This is a genomic window from Vibrio sp., from assembly GCF_984391705.1.
The window spans coordinates 47,114-67,239 of the sequence record NZ_CFHWOM010000017.1; the positions used below are offsets into that span (position 1 = coordinate 47,114).

At 45.3% G+C, this 20,126-nt stretch carries 19 protein-coding genes; 12 read left to right on the forward strand and 7 right to left on the reverse strand.

Annotation, left to right across the window (positions count from 1 at the left end; all coding sequences use genetic code 11):
- Window positions 1–67: 67 nt before the first annotated feature.
- Window positions 68–3,037 carry an ExeM/NucH family extracellular endonuclease gene (locus tag AC4MRV_RS11450; RefSeq protein WP_491187469.1) on the forward strand — a complete coding sequence of 990 codons (2,970 nt, stop codon included), beginning with the start codon at window positions 68–70 and terminating at the stop codon, window positions 3,035–3,037.
- A gap of 44 nt (window positions 3,038–3,081) precedes the next feature.
- On the opposite strand, the gene AC4MRV_RS11455 is transcribed toward AC4MRV_RS11450, so the two are convergent.
- Window positions 3,082–3,450 (reverse strand): hypothetical protein, encoded by a 369-nt coding sequence (locus tag AC4MRV_RS11455; protein ID WP_491187470.1) that lies wholly within the window; start codon window positions 3,448–3,450, stop codon window positions 3,082–3,084.
- A gap of 222 nt (window positions 3,451–3,672) precedes the next feature.
- Between AC4MRV_RS11455 and AC4MRV_RS11460 the strand changes: the two genes are divergently transcribed.
- From AC4MRV_RS11460 to AC4MRV_RS11480, 5 genes are all read left to right on the forward strand, one after another.
- Window positions 3,673–4,251, forward strand: a complete 579-nt coding sequence (locus AC4MRV_RS11460; RefSeq protein WP_491187471.1) for an aminodeoxychorismate/anthranilate synthase component II — start codon at window positions 3,673–3,675, stop codon at window positions 4,249–4,251.
- Between the two features lie 368 nt (window positions 4,252–4,619).
- Complete coding sequence (locus tag AC4MRV_RS11465) at window positions 4,620–5,834, forward strand: aspartate aminotransferase family protein (RefSeq protein WP_491187472.1); 1,215 nt, start codon at window positions 4,620–4,622, stop codon at window positions 5,832–5,834.
- A gap of 110 nt (window positions 5,835–5,944) precedes the next feature.
- The gene (astA, locus tag AC4MRV_RS11470; protein ID WP_491187473.1) at window positions 5,945–6,964 is read left to right on the forward strand and encodes an arginine N-succinyltransferase; all 1,020 of its coding nucleotides are present in this window, start codon (window positions 5,945–5,947) and stop codon (window positions 6,962–6,964) included.
- A gap of 34 nt (window positions 6,965–6,998) precedes the next feature.
- Window positions 6,999–8,456, forward strand: a complete 1,458-nt coding sequence (astD, locus tag AC4MRV_RS11475) for a succinylglutamate-semialdehyde dehydrogenase (protein ID WP_491187474.1) — start codon at window positions 6,999–7,001, stop codon at window positions 8,454–8,456.
- Between the two features lie 181 nt (window positions 8,457–8,637).
- Window positions 8,638–9,429, forward strand: coding sequence for a DUF1338 domain-containing protein (locus AC4MRV_RS11480; protein WP_491187475.1), 792 nt, complete (start codon window positions 8,638–8,640; stop codon window positions 9,427–9,429).
- 88 nt (window positions 9,430–9,517) lie between these two features.
- Here AC4MRV_RS11480 and crp read toward each other — a convergent pair whose 3' ends face one another.
- The 6 genes from crp to AC4MRV_RS11510 form a co-directional block, all read right to left on the reverse strand.
- Window positions 9,518–10,150 (reverse strand): cAMP-activated global transcriptional regulator CRP, encoded by a 633-nt coding sequence (gene crp, locus AC4MRV_RS11485; protein WP_004410522.1) that lies wholly within the window; start codon window positions 10,148–10,150, stop codon window positions 9,518–9,520.
- Between the two features lie 241 nt (window positions 10,151–10,391).
- Window positions 10,392–11,261: a phosphoribulokinase gene (locus tag AC4MRV_RS11490; protein WP_491187476.1), complete on the reverse strand. Its 870-nt coding sequence runs from the start codon at window positions 11,259–11,261 to the stop codon at window positions 10,392–10,394.
- A gap of 82 nt (window positions 11,262–11,343) precedes the next feature.
- Window positions 11,344–11,556, reverse strand: a complete 213-nt coding sequence (locus tag AC4MRV_RS11495; RefSeq protein ID WP_491187477.1) for a YheU family protein — start codon at window positions 11,554–11,556, stop codon at window positions 11,344–11,346.
- Between the two features lie 38 nt (window positions 11,557–11,594).
- Window positions 11,595–12,572 (reverse strand): hydrolase, encoded by a 978-nt coding sequence (locus tag AC4MRV_RS11500; RefSeq protein ID WP_491187478.1) that lies wholly within the window; start codon window positions 12,570–12,572, stop codon window positions 11,595–11,597.
- 9 nt (window positions 12,573–12,581) lie between these two features.
- Entirely contained in the window at window positions 12,582–13,061 is a 480-nt protein-coding gene (locus AC4MRV_RS11505) for a TIGR02444 family protein (RefSeq protein ID WP_491187479.1), read from the reverse strand.
- Complete coding sequence (locus AC4MRV_RS11510) at window positions 13,058–14,980, reverse strand: ABC transporter ATP-binding protein (RefSeq protein WP_491187480.1); 1,923 nt, start codon at window positions 14,978–14,980, stop codon at window positions 13,058–13,060. Before AC4MRV_RS11510 ends, AC4MRV_RS11505 begins: the two co-directional genes overlap by 4 nt.
- Before the next feature lie 157 nt (window positions 14,981–15,137).
- Here AC4MRV_RS11510 and kefG point away from each other — a divergent pair, with 157 nt between their 5' ends.
- The 6 genes from kefG to AC4MRV_RS11540 form a co-directional block, all read left to right on the forward strand.
- Window positions 15,138–15,722 (forward strand): glutathione-regulated potassium-efflux system ancillary protein KefG, encoded by a 585-nt coding sequence (kefG, locus tag AC4MRV_RS11515; protein ID WP_491187481.1) that lies wholly within the window; start codon window positions 15,138–15,140, stop codon window positions 15,720–15,722.
- A complete protein-coding gene (gene kefB / locus AC4MRV_RS11520; RefSeq protein ID WP_491187482.1) occupies window positions 15,712–17,508 on the forward strand; it encodes a glutathione-regulated potassium-efflux system protein KefB in 1,797 nt (598 codons plus the stop codon). Before kefG ends, kefB begins: the two co-directional genes overlap by 11 nt.
- A gap of 17 nt (window positions 17,509–17,525) precedes the next feature.
- Window positions 17,526–17,720, forward strand: a complete 195-nt coding sequence (locus AC4MRV_RS11525; protein ID WP_491187483.1) for a YheV family putative zinc ribbon protein — start codon at window positions 17,526–17,528, stop codon at window positions 17,718–17,720.
- A 93-nt stretch (window positions 17,721–17,813) separates the two neighbouring features.
- On the forward strand, window positions 17,814–18,395 hold the full coding sequence (gene slyD, locus AC4MRV_RS11530) for a peptidylprolyl isomerase (RefSeq protein WP_038139279.1): 582 nt from the start codon (window positions 17,814–17,816) through the stop codon (window positions 18,393–18,395).
- 109 nt (window positions 18,396–18,504) lie between these two features.
- Window positions 18,505–19,446, forward strand: a complete 942-nt coding sequence (locus tag AC4MRV_RS11535; RefSeq protein WP_491187484.1) for an isoaspartyl peptidase/L-asparaginase family protein — start codon at window positions 18,505–18,507, stop codon at window positions 19,444–19,446.
- Window positions 19,447–19,618: 172 nt separating this feature from the next.
- On the forward strand, window positions 19,619–20,126 hold a 508-nt coding region (locus tag AC4MRV_RS11540), incomplete at its 3' end, for an adenylosuccinate synthetase (protein WP_491187485.1).

The window sequence follows — 20,126 nt, forward strand, 5'->3', positions numbered from 1 at the left end:
ATGATATTTGCCACAATTCGTCAACAAATGGACGTAGACAAAAATATAACGAATGGTGGTGGAACAAATGAACAACACACTTTCTCCAAAACTTCTTACCCTCTGTATCGCCTCTGCACTCTCTGGAACGGCGAGCGCGGATATTATTATTTCGCAATATGTTGAAGGCGGTAGTTTTAACAAAGCCGTTGAAATTGCGAATACAGGCACAGAGGCTGTGACATTAACGGGTTATGAACTAGCTAAGTCTTCCAATGGTGGAGGTACTTGGGGTAGCAACCTAGATCTCAGCGAAGTAACAATCGAAGCAAATCAGGTTTATGTTGTTGCTCACTCTGATGCGAGTGATGCGATTAAAGCTGTCGCTGGAAATCTAAACACTTCAGTAGCGAACTTTAATGGCGATGACCCAATCGCATTACTTAAAGATGGTGAAGTGCATGATGTGATTGGTGTTATGGGCGATGTTGATTTTGGTAAAGATACAACGCTCGTACGTAATAGTGACGCCTTAACACCATCTACCACTTATCAGGCAGCGAGTTGGACACCATTCGCAAAAGACAATATTGATGGATTAGGTGAACTAAATACTGTCGAGCCGCCAGCGCCATTTGAGTGTTCTGTTGATGGGGCTGAGCCTACTTTCACTTCGATTCAAGCTATTCAAGGTGAAGGTGATACTTCTCCATTTATTGATGGTTACCCGTACAAGACCGAGGAAGACCACTACGTGAGTGGTGTAGTGAGTGCTGTTACTACTGGCTTAACGAAAGGCTTCTACCTACAAGCATTAGAAAACGACGGTAATAATAAGACTTCAGAAGGTCTGTTTATTCACACTGACTTTGCGGATACAGAGCTTCAGCCAGGTGATGTTGTTTGTGTGAAGGGTAAAGTTCAAGAGTATTACAGTAATACTCAACTATCATCAGATGCACAGAGCTACACTAAGACAGGGACTTCAGATGCATCTTTGGTTACAGCGCTGGTGTTAGAAGAAGGTGAAACGTTACGTGACGCACTTGAGCGTTATGAAGGTATGCAAGTTGAACTGACGGATGCGAGTGAGTTGTTCGTTACACGTAACTTCTCTTACGATTATGATGCTCGTCGTAATAACATGATGCTTTCACACGAAGCTCCTCTCTTTAAGCCAACGCAAGTACATGCGGCAGATAGTGACGAAGCGAAAGCACTTGCTGCTAAGAATGCGAATAACCGTGTGGTTGTAGAATCTGATGGTTATGCGCCTAGTGGTAAAATTCCTTACTACCCTGATTTTGCAAAAGATGAAGATCAAAATGGTTCTTCAGAGCACCATATTCGTCTAGGTTCACGCGTGGAAGGTCTACACGGTGTGGTTAACTATAGCTATAACGAGTACCGTCTAATCGCAACAAATGAGGTAACGAATACTAACTTCGTGACTTCAGGTGAAGGTTTTGATGTTACTCGTAAAGATGCACCTAGTATTGCCGACTCAGATTTACGCGTCGCAAGCTTTAACGTTCTTAACTACTTTACCTCAGTGGCAGATAGCGGTAATCCGAACCCAACAGGTCAAAACCGTGGTGCGAAAACCAATGAAGAGTTCCTAATCCAACAAGCGAAGATCGTTGCAGCCATGAACAAAATGGACGCTGACATCATTGGTTTGATGGAAGTTGAGAACAACGGCTTTGGTGACGGCAGTGCAATTCAAAATCTGGTTGATGCACTCAATGCAGAAATTGACGATAGCAAAGATCACTTCAGCTATGTTGAGATTGAAGCAGCTGATAAGCATCAAGAAGAGTTCTTGGGTAGCGATGCCATTATGGTGGCGATTCTATACCGTGCTGATTCTGTAACACCAAAAGAAGCAGCGCAGGTGATCATCACCCCTGAGCAGCATATTGCTGAGAACACAATTACACGCAATGAGGGTGCAGAAGGCAACCCTGCGTACGACAAATACCAACGTCACAGCTTACTGCAAACCTTCACGGTTAAAGAAACAGGCGAAGATTTATCGATTGTTGTTAACCACTTTAAATCAAAAGGCTCTGAGTGTATTGAAGAGTGGATTGCAGGTGTAGAAGACAGTGAACCTGCGGATCTACAAGGTAACTGTAACAACTTCCGTGTATCTGCAGCGCATGCGGTGGGTGAAGCGATAAAAGATGTGCAAGGTGACGTTTTGGTCATGGGTGACCTAAATGCTTACGGCATGGAAGATCCGCTACTGACCCTAACGGATTACTCTGCTACAGCGAACAACTATGGCCGCGAGATTTACACGGCAGCCTACACGAGTGTGGGTGGTGGAGAAGTGAACCCAGAGCGTACTAAGATTGAAGAAGGTTATGGTTACATCAACCTAAATACCATGCTACATGGCGCTGATACGTTCTCGTACACGTACTCTGGTGAGCTAGGTAACTTAGACCATGCCTTAGCAAACAGTAGTTTGGCTCAGAAAGTTGTCGCGATTGAAGATTGGCATATCAATGCGCTTGAAAGTAACTTGTTTGAGTACAGCAGTAAGTACACAGGTGATATGCCGAAGTATACAGACGTTTACTCGGCATCAGATCACGATCCAGTATTGATTGCGATTGATCTGCCAGATACAGACATCGATTTACCTGAAGAAGGTGATAACCTGACAGTTGAAGTCCGACTTCCAGTAAATGCTATTGTTGGTGATATCGTCACGGTAACTCTAGAAGCGCCAGCTCAGGAGGCATCTGCTCGTACAACCAACGAAGATAGCTACACTGCAAGTGTAACTCTAGAGCAAGCGCACATTGATGCTCGTAGTGTCGAAGTGGAGTTTGACGAAGTACCAGAAGAGGGCTCTTACCAACTGGCGGAGAAGTTAACAGATTCAACAGGCACTACAGTTAAATATGAGGCAACTCGTACAGTAGAAGTCACTAAAGCTGAAACAACACCTACGACAGATGAAACAGAAGATTCTGACGGTGGCTCTACAGGCTTTGGTCTTTTAGTTGCTCTATCAGGTTTACTAGCTTGGCGTCGCCGTAAGTAGCAAAGCCTAAATGAGAAAGAGCCAACGAAAGTTGGCTCTTTTTTTTATAGATACTGATCTTCTTGTAAGCAGCGTTGTTGATCAAAATTGTCGTAGCGGCCTTTAGGTCCTTTGAAGTGGATGTTAACCACCATGCCTTTGTCAACGAAGTAACGTAAGCTATCGCACGATACTTCGCGACCAATTTTCTTAATAATGGTGGTTTTCCAATGATGTTTTGGCGGTAACGTTTGGACTAACGAGATGACCCCTGAATCATCTACAGTAAACTCTTCGTATTCAGCTAATGCTGAACGCGCTTCTTCAATGGTTTGTTGGTTTGCGGTAGGTGTTGGTGCTTCTGACGTTGTTGACTGGCAGCCAACAAGCGCTAGTGATGAAACGAGACCTGCGACTATAGTATTTAGCTTCATTTTTATTCTCTGTTATTGTGTCTTGTATATATGCTCTAATGAGCACAGGGATAGTATTATAAATTCACCTTGTTTATATAATGTTCAGTGATATATTTGTGACTTATGATTAAGGTGAGGAAAGTATCTGACTTAACTCTCTAATCATTATTGCTTGCCTTTCTATCTTCTTATTGCACAATATCGCCCTATTCAGAAACCTATCAACGCTAGTTTGAAGTCATGCTGTTAATTATCGATAATTACGACTCTTTCACTTACAACCTCTACCAGTACTTTTGCGAACTGGGTACAGAAGTCCAAGTTGTACGTAATGATGAAATTGATATCGCGGGCATTCAGGCGCTTAACCCTACTCATCTAGTCATCTCTCCGGGGCCATGTACGCCAAATGAAGCTGGGGTTTCGCTACAAGTGATTGAGCACTTCGCTGGCAAATTGCCAATTCTTGGCGTCTGCTTAGGCCACCAGGCAATAGCTCAAGTCTTCGGTGGGCAAGTAGTGCGTGCGCGTCAGGTGATGCATGGAAAGACTACACCTATCAAACATAATGGCCGTAGTGTGTTTACTGGTTTAAATAACCCATTAACCGTCACTCGTTACCATTCACTGGTGGTAAAAGGGGACACGTTGCCAGACTGCTTTGAATTGACAGCTTGGACGGAGTTTGAAGATGGCTCAATGGATGAAATTATGGGCTATCAACATAAAACCCTACCAATTGACGCCGTTCAATTTCACCCTGAGTCTATTAAAACAGAGCAAGGACATGAGCTGTTAGCGAATTTCCTTAAGCGTTAAACCTGACTGGGATCACCTTTCTTAACATTTCTTTCATAAATAGGGCCGCGAATATTCTGTGAAAAACTATTCGCAGACTTTGTCATTGCTACCTTTCAGCCCTTGCTACGCCTATGCTTAATCAGAGCTTATCTTTGTTATAAGAATATATTGCTTCATAAAACAAGTGGCTTGATGCATAAATACTCACACATGATGGGTATTCGGCTTTTTCAAAGTGGATAAAAAGCATAAATCACTATTGAAAAGGTTAATTGTTTGTAAATACAATGCCGTAATTGCTTAAAAGCAAAACAATATCTTATTTCATTGAATGGAAGTAAGGACACCATATTCGCTATGCATGCGGTATCGAGAGGGAATGTGCAATGACTGTAGAAAATAATGTAGAACGCGGTTTGTTTGATGAGGTAATGGTACCTTGTTATAACCCAATGGAAATGATTCCAGTAAAAGGCGAGGGTGCTCGTGTATGGGATCAACAAGGTAAAGAGTATATCGACTTTGCCGGTGGTATTGCCGTGAGCTGTCTAGGTCATTGTCACCCAGCTATGGTGAATGCGTTAACTGAGCAAGGTCAAAAGCTTTGGCACTTAAGTAACGTGATGACTAACGAACCTGCGCTACGTTTAGCGAAAAAGCTAACCGAAGTTAGCTTTGCGGAGAAAGTGTTCTTTGCTAACTCTGGTGCAGAGGCGAATGAAGCAGCTCTTAAGCTGGCGCGTCGTTACGCTGCTGATAAGTTTGGTCCAGAGAAATCTGAGATCATCGCATTTAAACAAGGTTTCCACGGCCGCACATTCTTTACGGTAACGGTAGGTGGTCAAGCTGCATATTCTGATGGGTTTGGTCCAAAACCAGGTGACGTAACGCACCTGCCTTACAACGATGTTGAAGCACTGCGCGAGCATATCTCTGACCGTACGTGTGCCATTATGATGGAGCCGCTTCAAGGTGAAGGCGGCATCATCTCTCCAACAGACGAATTTGTTCAAACTGTTCGTGAACTGTGTGACAAACACAATGCACTGCTGATTTTTGATGAAGTTCAAACCGGTAATGGTCGTACTGGTCATTTCTATGCTTACCAAGGTTTAGGTGTTACGCCGGATATCCTAAGTACCGCTAAATCTTTAGGTGGTGGTTTCCCAATTGGCGCGATGCTAACGACAACGGAACTTTCTAAACACCTAAAAGTGGGGACTCACGGTTCAACTTATGGTGGTAACCCATTGGCGTGTGCTGTGGCAGAAGCGGTTGTTGATGTAGTGAGCGCACCAGAAACGCTTGCTGGTGTCGCTGAGCGTGAAGCCTTGTTCCGTGACGGCTTAGCTAAACTGAATGATAAATACCAAATGTTTGCAGAAGTTCGAGGTAAAGGTCTTCTGTTAGGTGCTGCACTAAACGATGAGTGGCAAGGCCGCGCTCGTGATGTGTTAGTCGCAGCAGGAAAAGAAGGTCTGATGCTATTGGTTGCTGGTGCAAACGTAGTACGTTTCACTCCATCACTTGTTATCAGTACCGAAGAAATTGAAGAAGGATTAGCACGTCTAGATAAAGCATTAGCGTCGCTAACAAAATAATTAAAACATCTAACTGAGCTAGGTAGTTATGCTTAGCTCGATTACCTATACCACCAGTTGTTCTCCAAGAAAGCTGGTGGTGTTGGTATGAGCATCAGGAGGGAGTATCGATGCTAGTTATTCGCCCTATCGCAATGTCGGATTACGACGCTTTACACACTTGCGCCGTAGAATCGGGTCACGGATTTACATCTCTACCAGTTAACGAAGAATTGTTAACTAATCGAATCACTCATTCAGAGTACAGTTTTACCAAGCCAGAAGTTACCGAGCCCGGTGATGAAGGTTACCTAATGGTTGGTTTTGATAGTGAAACTGGCGAAGTTGCAGGTTGTACTGGAATTGAAGCTTCGATTGGTTGGGATGTGCCATTTTACTCTTACCATATCAGTACAATCGTGCACTCATCAGCCAAGTTAGGCGTGAACAATGTAGTGAAGTTGCTGACGTTTGGTAACAACTACACAGGTTGTAGTGAGATTTGTACGCTGTTCCTGAGACCGACATTCCGTGGCGGTTTAAATGGTCGTCTGATGTCTAAGTGTCGATTTTTGATGATGGCAGAGCATCCACATCGCTTCTCTAAAACTGTCTTTGCTGAGATGCGTGGTGTTTCTGATGAAGAAGGCAATTCGCCATTCTGGCAGTGGCTGCAAGAGCACTTCTTCTCAATTGATTTCACTATGGCTGACTACCTAACAGGCATTGGCAAAAAAGGCTTTATTGCCGACCTCATGCCTAAGTTGCCCATCTACATCAACCTGCTGAGCAAAGAAGCGCAAGCGGTAATCGGTGAAGTACACGAGAACACGCGTCCTGCGCTCCGTTTGCTTGAAAAAGAAGGTTTCACTTGTCGTAACTATGTCGATATTTTCGATGGCGGCCCTACAGTTGAATGTGACGTGCGTAATATCGAATCCGTACGCCACTCGTTCCGTGCCAAGGTCACAGTGGCAGAGCATTCAAGTGCGAAGGATTTCTTGATTTCCAATACATCTTTTGAAGATTTTCGCGCGACGGCAGCGAAGGCAGCTTATGACCCAGAGACGGAATCGGTAATTCTTTCTCCTGAGGTCGCGGATGCACTCAAAGTAAGCGAAGGCGAATTCGTTCGAATGTTGGCTCAGTAAGCCTGAATATATAAAGAATCTGAAGGAAGAAGTTATGACACATTGGATTGCAGGTGAATGGGTAGCGGGTCAAGGTGAGTCGATGAGCTCACAAAGCCCATACAATAACGAAGTGATTTGGCAAGGCGACAGTGCAACGCCTGCGCAAGTTGAACAAGCGGTATTGGCAGCACGCAGTGCGTTTGTTGGTTGGAAGAAAATGAGCTTTTCTGAGCGCGAGGCGATTGTTTTAGCCTTTGCAGATAAAGTGAAAGAGAACAGCGAGCAGATTGCGGAAATCATTGCCAAAGAAACGGGTAAGCCAATCTGGGAAACACGTACCGAAGCGGCAGCAATGGCCGGTAAAATTGCTATCTCTATTCGTGCTTACCATGATCGTACGGGTGAAGCGCAGCGCGAAGCCGCGGGTAACCAAATTGTTTTACGCCATCGCCCACTAGGCGTGATGGCAGTCTTCGGGCCGTATAACTTCCCTGGTCATTTGCCAAATGGTCACATCGTGCCAGCACTATTAGCAGGTAACACAGTGGTATTTAAGCCTTCAGAGCAAACGCCACTAACGGGTGAGTTTGCGATGAAACTGTGGGATCAAGTAGGGTTACCAAAAGGTGTGATTAACCTAGTTCAAGGTGCCAAAGAGACGGGGATAGCGCTCGCTGATTCGAAAGGTCTTGATGGCGTGTTATTTACTGGTAGTGCAAACACAGGCCATATCCTGCATAAACAGTTTGCTGGTCAGCCAGGTAAGATGCTGGCTTTAGAGATGGGCGGTAACAACCCTATGGTTATCTCTGAGAGCTATGGTGACCTAGATGCGACGGTTTATACTATTATTCAGTCTGCGTTTATCAGTGCCGGTCAACGCTGTACCTGTGCACGTCGCCTGTATGTACCTGAAGGTGAGAAAGGTGATTTGCTAGTGAGCAAACTGGTAGAAGCGACCAACAAGATCCGTGTCGATCAGCCTTTTGCAGAACCCGCTCCATTTATGGGGCCTCAAATTTCAAAAGCAGCCGCTGACTTCATTCTTGCAGCTCAAGCGAACCTACAAAAGCTTGGCGGTGAGAGTCTAATCGAAGCGAAAGCAGGTGAAGCGGCGTTTGTTACTCCTGGCATCATCGACGTAACAGCGATTGCTGAGCTACCAGATGAAGAGTACTTTGGCCCACTACTGCAAGTTGTTCGTTACCAAGGTTTGGAAAAAGCGGTCGAACTGGCGAATGACACACGCTTTGGCTTATCGGCTGGCCTGGTGTCTACCGATGACAGCGAGTGGGAATACTTTGTTGACCATATTCGAGCAGGTATCGTAAACCGTAACCGTCAGCTAACCGGAGCGAGCGGAGATGCGCCATTTGGTGGTCCTGGTGCGTCGGGTAATTTACGCCCAAGCGCATACTATGCAGCAGATTATTGTGCTTATCCTATGGCTTCGATGGAAGGCGGTGAAACGTTACTACCTGCTACGCTTAGCCCTGGGGTAGAGCTATAACGAGATAAATTAGGGAATTCCCTTCTTGCCTTCCCGAGCCGGAAGGCACTTTAAACGTCACAGGTTGAAGGCTATCTAATCAGATTTTCTGGACACATTTGGTTAGATGGCCTCTTTTATATCTAAAAATAATACTAATAAGCTCTCTTTAACGTAAACAAACCCTATACAAGGAGGCGTTATGACGCCAGATGTTTTATTCCGACCGTTATGGAATGACTATATTCAACGCTTATGTCCCTCTGCTGAAAAAGTGCATCACCTCCTGCAAGAAGATGAAGCTCTGATCAACGACCATATTGCTTTGCGCACCTTTAATGTAGAGCCGTTAGGCATTGCCACGTTAGCTCAACCATTCCTTGACGCAGGTTACACACCTTGTGGCGACTATGTGTTTGAGAGCAAAAAGTTGGTCGCTAAGCACTTTGAGCACCCAGACCCAACTCAACCGAAAGTATTCATTAGTGAGTTGAAGGTAGAAGAGTGTTCAGCTGAGTTGCAGGCAATTGTGGCTAAATTGGTTGAGCAGGTCGATGCTTCTCAATTGCAAAGCCCAGAATTCTTGTATGGAGGACGTTTGTGGGATCTTAGCTATGCTGATTTCCAATCGCTGGCAAAAGAGAGTGAGTACGCCTCTTGGCTAGCTGCCCATGGTTATGGTGCAAACCACTTTACCGTGAGCGTGAACCAGTTAAGTGCGTTTGATGAAGTGGTTGGTGTGAATAACCACCTACGTGATGCTGGTTTTACCATTAATGAGTTTGGTGGTGAAGTGAAAGGTTCTCCAGATGTACTGCTGGAGCAATCATCAACCATGGCAGATAAAGTCGCAGTTACCTTTACTGAAGGGAGTGAAGTTATTCCAGGTGGCTTCTATGAGTTTGCTAAACGTTACCCAATGAGTAATGGAGAGCTTTACCCTGGGTTCGTGGCAGCATCTGCAGATAAAATCTTCGAAAGTACCAATGGATAAGCGAGAGAATCGATTATCTATTTGGTAGACCCCAAGAACAAAAAAGCCACCCAATGGGTGGCTTTTAAAATTTAGCAGTTAATCGAGATTAACGAGTACCGTAAACAACGATGGTCTTACCGTGAGCAGAGATTAGGTTCTGCTCTTCTAGCATCTTCAAGATACGACCTACAGTCTCACGAGAACAGCCAACAATTTGACCGATTTCTTGACGAGTGATCTTGATTTGCATGCCGTCTGGGTGAGTCATCGCATCTGGTTGCTTCGCTAGGTTAAGTAGCGTTTGAGCAATACGGCCAGTTACGTCTAGGAACGCAAGGTCACCCACTTTTTGGCTAGTCACCTGTAGGCGGCTTGCCATTTGCGCTGAAAGACGCATAAGGATATCTGGGTTTACTTGAATTAGCTGACGGAATTTCTTGAACGAAATTTCTGCAACTTCACAAGGAGATTTAGCACGAACCCATGCGGTACGCTCTTGGTCTTCTTCGAATAGACCAAGCTCACCGATAAAGTCACCTTGGTTTAGGTAAGAAAGGATCATTTCCTTACCTTCTTCGTCTTTAATAAGAACCGCTACTGAACCTTTTACGATGTAGTACAAAGTCTCAGCTTTCTCGCCCGCGTGAATTAGCGTGCTTTTTGAAGGGTACTTATGAATATGACAGTGTGAAAGGAACCACTCTAATGTTGGGTCGGTTTGAGGTTTACCTAGAACCATAATATCTCACTTCCTCTGCAGGGTACGCTTGCCGCTTTCCATGTTTTAGCAAAGCCTTAAATAGGCCTACTAGGATAAGAGCACTTTACAAATGCTGCAAGCCAACTTGTGTTTCGGTTACAAATAGTATCCTTTTTCGAAAACGATTTCTTGATTTTAATCGGGTACTACTTGGGTTTTACTACGCAAAACTGTGCACATGATCACGGTATGAAAAGTAATCGTGTTCTAGCCGTGAGTTCTAGCCAATTTTTCCCGTTTCGATCAGCTGTTGTAGGATTGGTCGAACGATCAATTCCATCGCAAAACTCATCTTGCCGCCAGGCACCACTAAAGTGTTATGGCGCGACATAAATGAGCCATCAATCATAGCCAATAGATATGGGAAATCGACATTCTTAATTCCGCGTAAACGAATTACCACAAAGCTTTCATCTAGACTTGGGATACCTTTAGCATTAAGTGGGTTCGATGTATCTACTGTTGGTACGCGCTGAAAGTTGATGTGTGTTCGTGAGAACTGCGGGGTGATGTAATTGAGATAGTCGTCCATCGAACGAACAATCGAGTCCATAACCGCTTCGCGAGAGTGGCCTCGATCACGGGTGTCACGGACGAATTTCTGTATCCACTCTAAGTTAACAATCGGCACCATGCCAATCAGAAAATCGACATGTTGAGCGACATTGACGTCACCATCGACGACACCACCATGCAGGCCTTCATAGAACATTACATCGGAATTTTCCGGTAGGTCTTGCCATGGTGTGAAAGTGCCCGGCATCTGGTTATAAGGTACTGCCTCGTCAAAGGTGTGCAGATAGCGACGTACCTGGCCGGTGCCTTCGTGGCCATATTTGCGAAAAAACTCAGCCAATGCAGGGAAGTCATTCGCTTGCGGGCCAAAATAACTGATATGGCGACCTTGTTCGCGCGCTTTACGGATTTCGACGTCCATTTCCGGGCGAGTGAATCGATGGAAGCTGTCGCCTTCTACCCAAGCGGGCTTGACGTTCATCATATTGAACATCTTGCGGAAAGCTTCTGAAGTGGTTGTAGTTCCGGCACCAGAAGAACCGGTAACGGCAATTATTGGGTGTTTTGCTGACATGACAAACCTTGTCTATGAATACGTTCCTGTAATCGGAGTTCACTATAACACGCTTTAGCAAACCGTCATTGTATGCAGTTCTCTAAAACTTGTTTTTGAGTTGAATGTCGACGGTTTCATGTAATTCAGAGAAAACCACGACAGCATCGCCTGACTCAAGTTGTTTCTTAATTTGGTCTATCTTGCTTTGCAGTGATACTTCAATTGTGCCGTAATCGGTCCCTTCTCGAAGGACAAATTCTCGAATTAAGTTATCTAGTGTCTCTGGATCAATTTGTTGCCATGGAACAATCATAAATACCTCGTGATTTTATGTTCGTTTTGGGGCCGCTATTATGCCGGATCGGTGAGACTTTCATAGTAGGCAGGGAGGGCTTCTTCGAGCCAGAATTTCGGTTTGATGGCACTTCCGCTCACAAAGCCGACATGACCACCTTGCTCAAACAATCGATAATCGATGTTATCTGGCAGAATAAATTTAGGGATCACCGCATCGGTCATGAATGGGTCATCTTTTGCGTGAATGATCTGAGTTGGGATTTTGATCTCTTTAAGACGATGGATACCAGAGCAGCGTTGGTAGTAATCTTCAGCATCTTGAAATCCATGCAGGGGCGCGGTAATCAAATCATCAAACTCATATAGGCGAGTCACACGCTTAATACACTGGTAGCTAAGGCCAAGTTCACCCTTGAGCAAATGATGTTTCTGCAACGCACTTTTCTTAAGGGATGAAAGTAGATAGTTTTTGTACAGTTTCGAAAAGCCTTTTTCGATACGCTCTGAGCAGGCAGAAAGGTCGAGAGGGGCAGAGACAATTGTAGCAGCATCGACTAATGGGTCATGATTGTACTTGGCTAAGTAATTCGCCAGCATATTACCGCCTAGCGAGATACCCACGGCGACTTTTTTTTGATTTGGGAACAGATTATTCAGGAATTCCAAGAAGAAACGTGCATCTTCAACTTCACCTGAGTGATAAGCTCGCGCCAACTTATTTGGCTTACCGCTGCAACCACGAAAGTGCATCATGACAGAAAGCCAACCTTGCTTATTGAAGGCATCCATTAGGCCATTGGCATACGGGCTATAAAAGCAGCCTTCTAAACCATGGAACAGGACAAAAATCGGTTTGTATGTTGCTGCGGTCGTTTGCGTGTCTTCACCCCAAGCGATATCAAGAAAGTCACCATCTGGTGTATCCAGTGTTTGCCAAATAGGCTCGAACATTGCTTTTTTGCGTATAAAGCGTGGCGCAAGAGTCTGAAGGTGTGGATTGGTTAAGCCTTTGGCGGCGACAAACTGAGTCATAGCGGCTCTCTATAGGTTAGCGATATTGTCAATGGGTTCTGCAAAGGCTGAGTAGAGTCGCTCACCTCCAAGTTGGCGGCAATAACGTAAAGTAAGTGGCTCTGCGTGATTCTTTTCGAGATCAATACTGTTAATGCAGTCAACCAGATCAGACTGTTGTTGCTTTTCGAGTTGCAGTTCGAATTGGAGAGATTCGCGGTATAAGGTATCTGGTACTTGGCTTTTCAGTTTTCGCCTTAGCTCACGGTAATTGAGAAGTAGGGCTTCAGAGCGCCCTAGACACTCCTCAACACGGTGCCAGTCTTGTTCGCCAAAACAAACTTGCTGCTCATCGAGCCACTTGAGCAGGAGCAGCAAGTTTACATTGCCTTTAAACTGATTTTGCAGGTTCAAGCACGCATCTTTCACCTCTCGCACACTGTAGTACTGCAAGCTAAATTGCCATAAGCGCTCTAGTGTTAAAGAAATCTCGGCGTGCTCTGAACTCATTGGCTATTGAACTCCTGCTCCATCTGTTCTAGCTCTTCTTGGAGAGCCATCCATTCCATTTCGACATCTTCAAGCTCAGCTTTACTATTGGCTTGAATGGCTAGTACTTGATTAAGTTTAGCTTTATTTTCGGCTTCATAAAGTGAGTTATCGGATAATTGCGTTTCAGCATCCGCTAACGATTCACCCAACTTATCCATTTTTTCTTCAAGTTTTGTCAGGTTTTTGCGAATTGGCGCAGTGAGTTTACGGAACTCAGCTTCTCGGCGTTTTTGATCTTTTTTTGCCGCCGCGCTGTTTGTACTTGTTTTCTCTGGTTGTTGAGATTGGGCTTCACGTCGCTCCGCTTTCTGCTGCTCTGTTAACCATTTATAGTAATCATTCAAGTCGCCATCAAATGGGGCAACTTGACGATCATGAACCAGGTAAAGGTCATCGGTAGTTGCGCGCAGTAGGTAGCGGTCGTGTGAAACGATCACCATTGCTCCTTCAAAGGTCTGCAATGCCATTGTGAGAGCCTGGCGCATGTCCAAATCTAGGTGGTTAGTCGGTTCATCGAGCAATAGCAGGTTTGGTTTTTGCCAAACAACTAAGGCCAATACCAAACGTGCTTTTTCACCACCAGAGAACGGCGCGACCTTTTCTAACGCTTTGTCTCCTTGGAAACCAAAGCTACCTAGGTAATTACGCAGCTCTAATTCATTTTTATCAGGTGCGATTTGCATCATGTGCTGCAACGGAGTTTCTTCAGGGTGAAGAGTTTCTAGTTGATGCTGAGCAAAGTAGCCAATCTTAACGCCTTGCGAGTAAGTTAAATCGCCACCTTGAGGGCTCAGCTCACGAGACAGCAGTTTAATCAGTGTTGATTTACCGGCACCGTTGCGACCAAGTAGACCGATTCGACTGCCTGGCACTAGGTTAAGGCGAATTTTGTCTAAGATTAGGTTGTCGCCGTAACCTGCTGACACCTCATCCATCATGATGATTGGATTTGGTAGGGCGTCTGGCTCACGGAATTGGAAACTAAAGGGGTTGTCGAGCTGTGCAGGCAAAACCTTTTCCATTTTTTCTAAGGCTTTGATTCGGCTTTGAGCCTGACGAGCTTTTGATGCTTTGTAGCGGAAGCGGTCGATGTAGCTCTGCATGTGCGACATCTGCTTTTGCTGCTTCTCAAACTGAGCCTGTTGCAAGATAAGCTTCTGAGCACGCTGCTCTTCAAATGATGAGTAGTTACCTGTGTACTCGTTCAGTAGCTGGTTCTCGACGTGAATGACACGGCCTACAATGGGATCGAGGAAGTCTCGGTCGTGCGAGATAAGCACTAGTGTGCCCGGGTAGTTTTGTAGCCAGCGTTCTAACCACATCACGGCATCTAAGTCTAAGTGGTTGGTTGGTTCATCAAGCAGCAATAGATCGGAACGACAAAGTAGAGCTTGAGCTAAGTTAAGACGCATACGCCAACCACCCGAGAATTGGGTTAAGTTCCAACTCATTTGCTCTTGGCTAAAGCCTAAGCCATCTAGCAGTTCAGCTGCTCGAGCACGGATACTATAACCACCAATAGTTTCAATCTTGCCGTGAATTTCAGCGACTAGAGTGCCTTTGTCTCGTTGCTCAGCGTCAGCTAGGTCAGCTTCAAGCTTTCGATATTCTCGATCGCCATCAATGACATATTCAATGGCGCTACGTTCAAGAGCGGGTGTCTCCTGCGCAACCCAAGCTAATTCCCAATGAGCGGGTTTGCTGAAGTTACCTGCATCAATAGAGAGTTCATCTTTAATTAAAGCGAATAGTGTCGACTTACCACAGCCGTTTTTACCGACTAGGCCGACTTTATCGCCTGGATGAATGGTTGCAGAAGCTTGCTCAAGAAGTGGTTTACCACCACGAAGTAGCTGTATGCCAGAGAAGGTAATCATAGTTATTTGCTTTATCTTTGCTCGTATTGCGTCGAATAGTAGGGGGAATAAGATTAAAAGTCGATTATTGCGTTATCTGCGCTAACCACGTATAACAAACTGATAACCTATAAAAACAATATAATACGTTCTAAACACAAGGATTGCTGTCCCAGGAATGCAGAGTTTACCGACCGATAAGCCCAAAATCTTGGTGCTATACGCCCATCCCGAGTCACAAACGTCAGTGGCTAATAAAATGATGCTCAAGAAAATTGAGTCTCTTGAGCATGTGACCGTACATGACCTTTACGCCCATTATCCTGACTTTTTTATTGATGTTGCGGCTGAACATCAACGGCTTATCGAGCATGATGTGATCGTGTTCCATCATCCTCTCTATATGTATTCTTGCCCTGCCTTGCTGAAAGAGTGGCTTGACCGAGTTCTCGGTAAAGGGTTCGCCTTTGGCAAGGGAGAGGCGTTGAAGGGGAAATACTGGCGCAGTGTGATTACGACAGGAGGCAAAGAGGAAGCATTTAGTAAAGGTGGCTATAACCGCTATCCTTTATCAGAGATCCTTCAACCATTTGAGCTGACAGCAGCTTTATGTCAAATGCACTGGATAGAGCCGTTAGTTCTTTATTGGGCGCGCAATGTATCAGAGATGGAACGCTACCAACATGCAGAGTCTTATCGTCAATGGTTGAACGATCCTTTGTATGCCTACCCGCAGGAATTAGGAGGCGAGCATGGCACTTGAAAGTGATTTTCTCCAAAGTAGTGTGATCTTCTTAACCGCTGCTGTAGTTGCTGTTCCTCTTGCTCAACGTATGGGATTGGGCTCGGTATTGGGCTATCTCATTGCAGGTGTGGCCATCGGTCCATGGGGACTGGGTCTAATCAGTGACGTTGAAGCAATCCTTCACTTTGCTGAATTTGGTGTGGTATTGCTGCTCTTCCTCATTGGTCTAGAGTTAAATCCCAAAAAACTACTCCAAATGAAAGGGCCCATTCTAGGCTTGGGTGGAGCTCAGGTTGTGATTACTACCTGCATTATCTCCAGTGTGGCTTACATCGCGGGCACCACTTGGCAGACAAGTCTCGTTATCGGAATGGGGCTGGCGCTTTCATCAACGGCAATCGCTTTGAAAGTGATTGAAGAGCAGGGTTTAGCAGGTAAAGAAGCTGGGCAATCTGGTTTTGCAGTCTTGCTGTTTCAAGATATCGCCGTTATCCCTATGCTCGCTATTTTACCTCTTCTTGCGGGCAACACAGCAGGCAATATTTGGGACGCATTGTGGATGCTTGTTGGGGTCGGTGGGCTATTAATGGGCGGTCACTTTTTATTGCGTCCATTATTCCGTTATGTCGTGATAAGTGGTGTTCGTGAATTGTTCACCGTTGCAGCGCTTTTGTTGGTTATTGGTATCGCTTTGTTAATGAAGCAACTGGGCCTATCGATGGCGCTTGGTACGTTCTTGGCGGGTGTGCTACTTGCAGAAAGTGAGTATCGCCATGAATTAGAGATAGCAATTGAGCCATTCAAAGGTTTGCTACTAGGGCTGTTTTTCATTGCTGTTGGGATGGCGGTCAATTTAGGGCTATTGGCGTTAGAGCCCTTTGCTGTGTTGATGGCGGTATTTAGTCTGGTCGCTGTGAAAGGTGCGATACTCTATTTTCTTGCTCGCTTGTCGGGCAGTCGCGCCAAGTCGCGCAGTAAAATGGCCGCAATCTTGAGTCAAGGTGGTGAGTTTGCTTTTGTTATCTTTACTGCTGCGAGTGCCGAAGGGTTGCTTAACCAAGAGCAAACAGCGTTCTTGTTGGTTGTCGTCAGCTTATCGATGGTGACTACGCCATTGCTGTTGATGGCACAAAATAAGTGGTATGCAAGAGGTCTTAACGCAGAAACAGAAGCGACGTTAGCCAGTGATGTCATCAACAAGCAACCGCGAGTCATTATTGCTGGTTTCGGTCGTTTTGGCCAAATTATTGGTCGCTTAATGTACGCCAATAAGATTAAGGTGACAGTTCTGGAGAGTGATGCTAGCCAAATTCAATTGCTAAGAAAGTATGGCTATAAAGTCTATTATGGTGATGCCACGCAGCTTGATTTGTTGCGTGCGGCGGGGGCTGATAAAGCCGAGGCAATGGTCATCTGTACTGACTCTCCCGATGAGATTATGAAGATAGTCGAGTTATGTCAGACCCATTTCCCTAATCTACGTTTGCTAGCACGCGCTCGCAGCCGGGTTGAGGCGTATCAATTGCTAAGTCATGGGGTAGAAAGCTATTCTCGAGAGACATTTCTTGGTGCATTGGATTTAGGTCGCCAAGCTTTAGTTGAATTAGGTATGCATCCATATCAAGCGAAACGGGCTGAAGCTCACTTTAGAAAACTCGATAATGCGATGCTTAAAGAGCTATTGCCTCAACACCAAGATGATAAACAATTGGCCTTAAGAGCCAAAGAAGCCCGTAAAGAACTAGAAGAGATTTTTGGTCGTGAAATGGAAAGTGACCAACAAGCAAAGAACTTCTGGGATTAATCCAATAGAGTTGTAATATGAAGAAAAGATTTATCGCAGGCGCCAGCTGTCCTAAGTGCTCACAGCAAGACACATTACGTTGGTGGATAGAGAATAATATTGAATTGGTTGAGTGTGTCGAGTGTGGTCATCAAGACCAAAGGAAACCAGAGGCGGTTGAGACGACCAAGCACAGCGGCGAAGAAATGATCGGGATTTTTAAGCCAGATTGATTGAGTTTCTTTAAATCGTCCCCATAATAACCCCAGTAGAAAGTTTGCTGACCATAGTGTTGGCTGTGGTCCTTTATTCTCCTTGGAGTCAATATGAAAATTGAAAAGAACGTAGTAGTAAGTCTTGCTTACCAAGTGAAACTAGAAGATGGTGTAGTTGTTGATCAATCTACAACTGATGCACCTCTAGATTACCTACACGGCAACAACAACCTAATCACAGGTCTTGAAACTGCACTAGAAGGTAAGGAAGCGGGCGCTAAGTTCTCTGTAACTGTTTCTCCAGAAGAGGCTTACGGTGAGCACAACGATGCACTAGTACAACGTGTTCCTGCTGACGTTTTCCAAGGTGTTGAACAAATCGAAGTGGGTATGCGTTTTCTAGCGGATACTGACCAAGGTCCAATTCCTGTTGAAGTAACAGAAGTTGATGGCGACGAAGTTGTTGTTGATGGTAACCACATGCTTGCTGGTCAAACGCTAACGTTTGACGTTGAAGTTGTAGCACTGCGTGAAGCAACAGCGGAAGAGATCGAGCACGGTCACGTACACCAAGCTGGTGGTTGTGGTCACGACCACGATCACGAAGGCGGTTGTTGTGGTGGCGAAGGTCACGACCACGGTGAAGAGAAAAAAGACGGTTGCTGCGGTGGCGGTAGCTGCGGCTCTCACTAATCCGTTAGCTGATCGCTAGATTGTAAAAGGCGCTTCCTGTTGTACGGGAAGCGCCTTTTTGTTAATTGTTCTATACCAACAAGGTCGTTAGAGAGATGGAGATCAACCAATGACGCAACCCTTTTCAATTGCCATTCATGGTGGAGCTGGAACCATTCTACGTGAACAAATGAGTGATGAATTAAAGTCGTCAATTTTAGCGGATCTCGAATCTTCAGTCCGAGCGGGATACAAGGTGTTATCTGAAGCAGGAGATGCGCTTGATGCGGTTGTCGCTGCGGTGAAAGTGTTGGAAGACTCACCAAACTTTAATGCTGGCAAAGGCTCGGTCCTAACTCATAAAGAAATGGTTGAGATGGATGCCTCCGTCATGCACGGAGCTAAGGCCGAAGCTGGCGCTGTGGCTGGGGTGCGCCATATTAAAAACCCGATTGAGCTTGCTCGTGATGTGATGCAGAAAAGCAACCACGTACTATTGATTGGTGATGGGGCTGAAGAGTTCGCGTTTGAGCAGGGCTACTCATTTACCGAGCAAGATTACTTCTTTACTGACCGTCGTTATGAACAACTCCTCTCAATGAAAGAGAAAGGTCTATTTGCGCTTTCAGAATCTAAATATCCTGATGATAAGAAATACGGCACGGTAGGGGCAGTCGCTCTTGATCAGCAGGGTAACCTTGCTGCCGCAACCAGTACAGGTGGTGTAACAAATAAGAAGTATGGCCGAGTGGGTGATTCCTCAATTATTGGAGCAGGGACCTTTGCAGAAAACGACAATGTAGCCGTATCTACGACTGGCATGGGAGAGTTCTTCATCCGCAAAACCGTCGCGGCGGATGTGGCTGCAAGAATGCGTTACCTGAAAGAGGATGTGCGCACGGCGTGCGAAATGGTTATTCAGGGCGAGTTAAAAGAAATGGGAGGGGAGGGCGGCTTGATTGCGGTCGATGCCCAAGGAGAACTCCATTTCGCGATGAATAGCTCTGGAATGTATCGAGCAGGTATCGATACTGAGGGTAATTTCAGCGTTAAAATATATGCAGATGAATAGCTCATCGATAGGTTAAGCCTCCAATACTTAAAGTAACTAACTGATTTATATCGGCGTTATTTAGAGGGCGAAAGGGTTTGCTCTCTATTACGCTTATATGATTAAAAAATGACTGCAAGAAATGTGATTCAGTGCTAAAATCCATTTTTAACTAGCAATCAGAACTGGAAAGATGGGAAATAACGTAGTCGTTCTAGGCACCCAATGGGGTGACGAAGGTAAAGGTAAAATTGTTGACCTTTTAACTGAAGATGCAAAATATGTGGTTCGCTACCAAGGCGGTCACAATGCAGGCCACACACTAGTAATTGACGGTGAGAAAACCGTTCTTCACTTAATTCCATCAGGCATCCTACGCGATAACGTAAAATGTGTTATCGGTAACGGCGTTGTACTTTCGCCTGAAGCACTTCTTAAAGAAATGAAGCCTCTAGAAGAGCGCGGTATCCCAGTACGCGAGCGTCTTTTCGTTTCTGAAGCTTGTCCTCTAATTCTTCCTTACCACATCGCTATCGACAACGCGCGTGAAATCGCTCGTGGTGCGAAAGCGATTGGTACGACTGGTCGTGGTATCGGTCCTGCTTACGAAGATAAAGTTGCTCGTCGCGGTCTTCGCGTTGGTGATCTTTTCGATAAAGAAATGTTCGCTGAGAAACTAAAAGAAGTAATGGAATTCCATA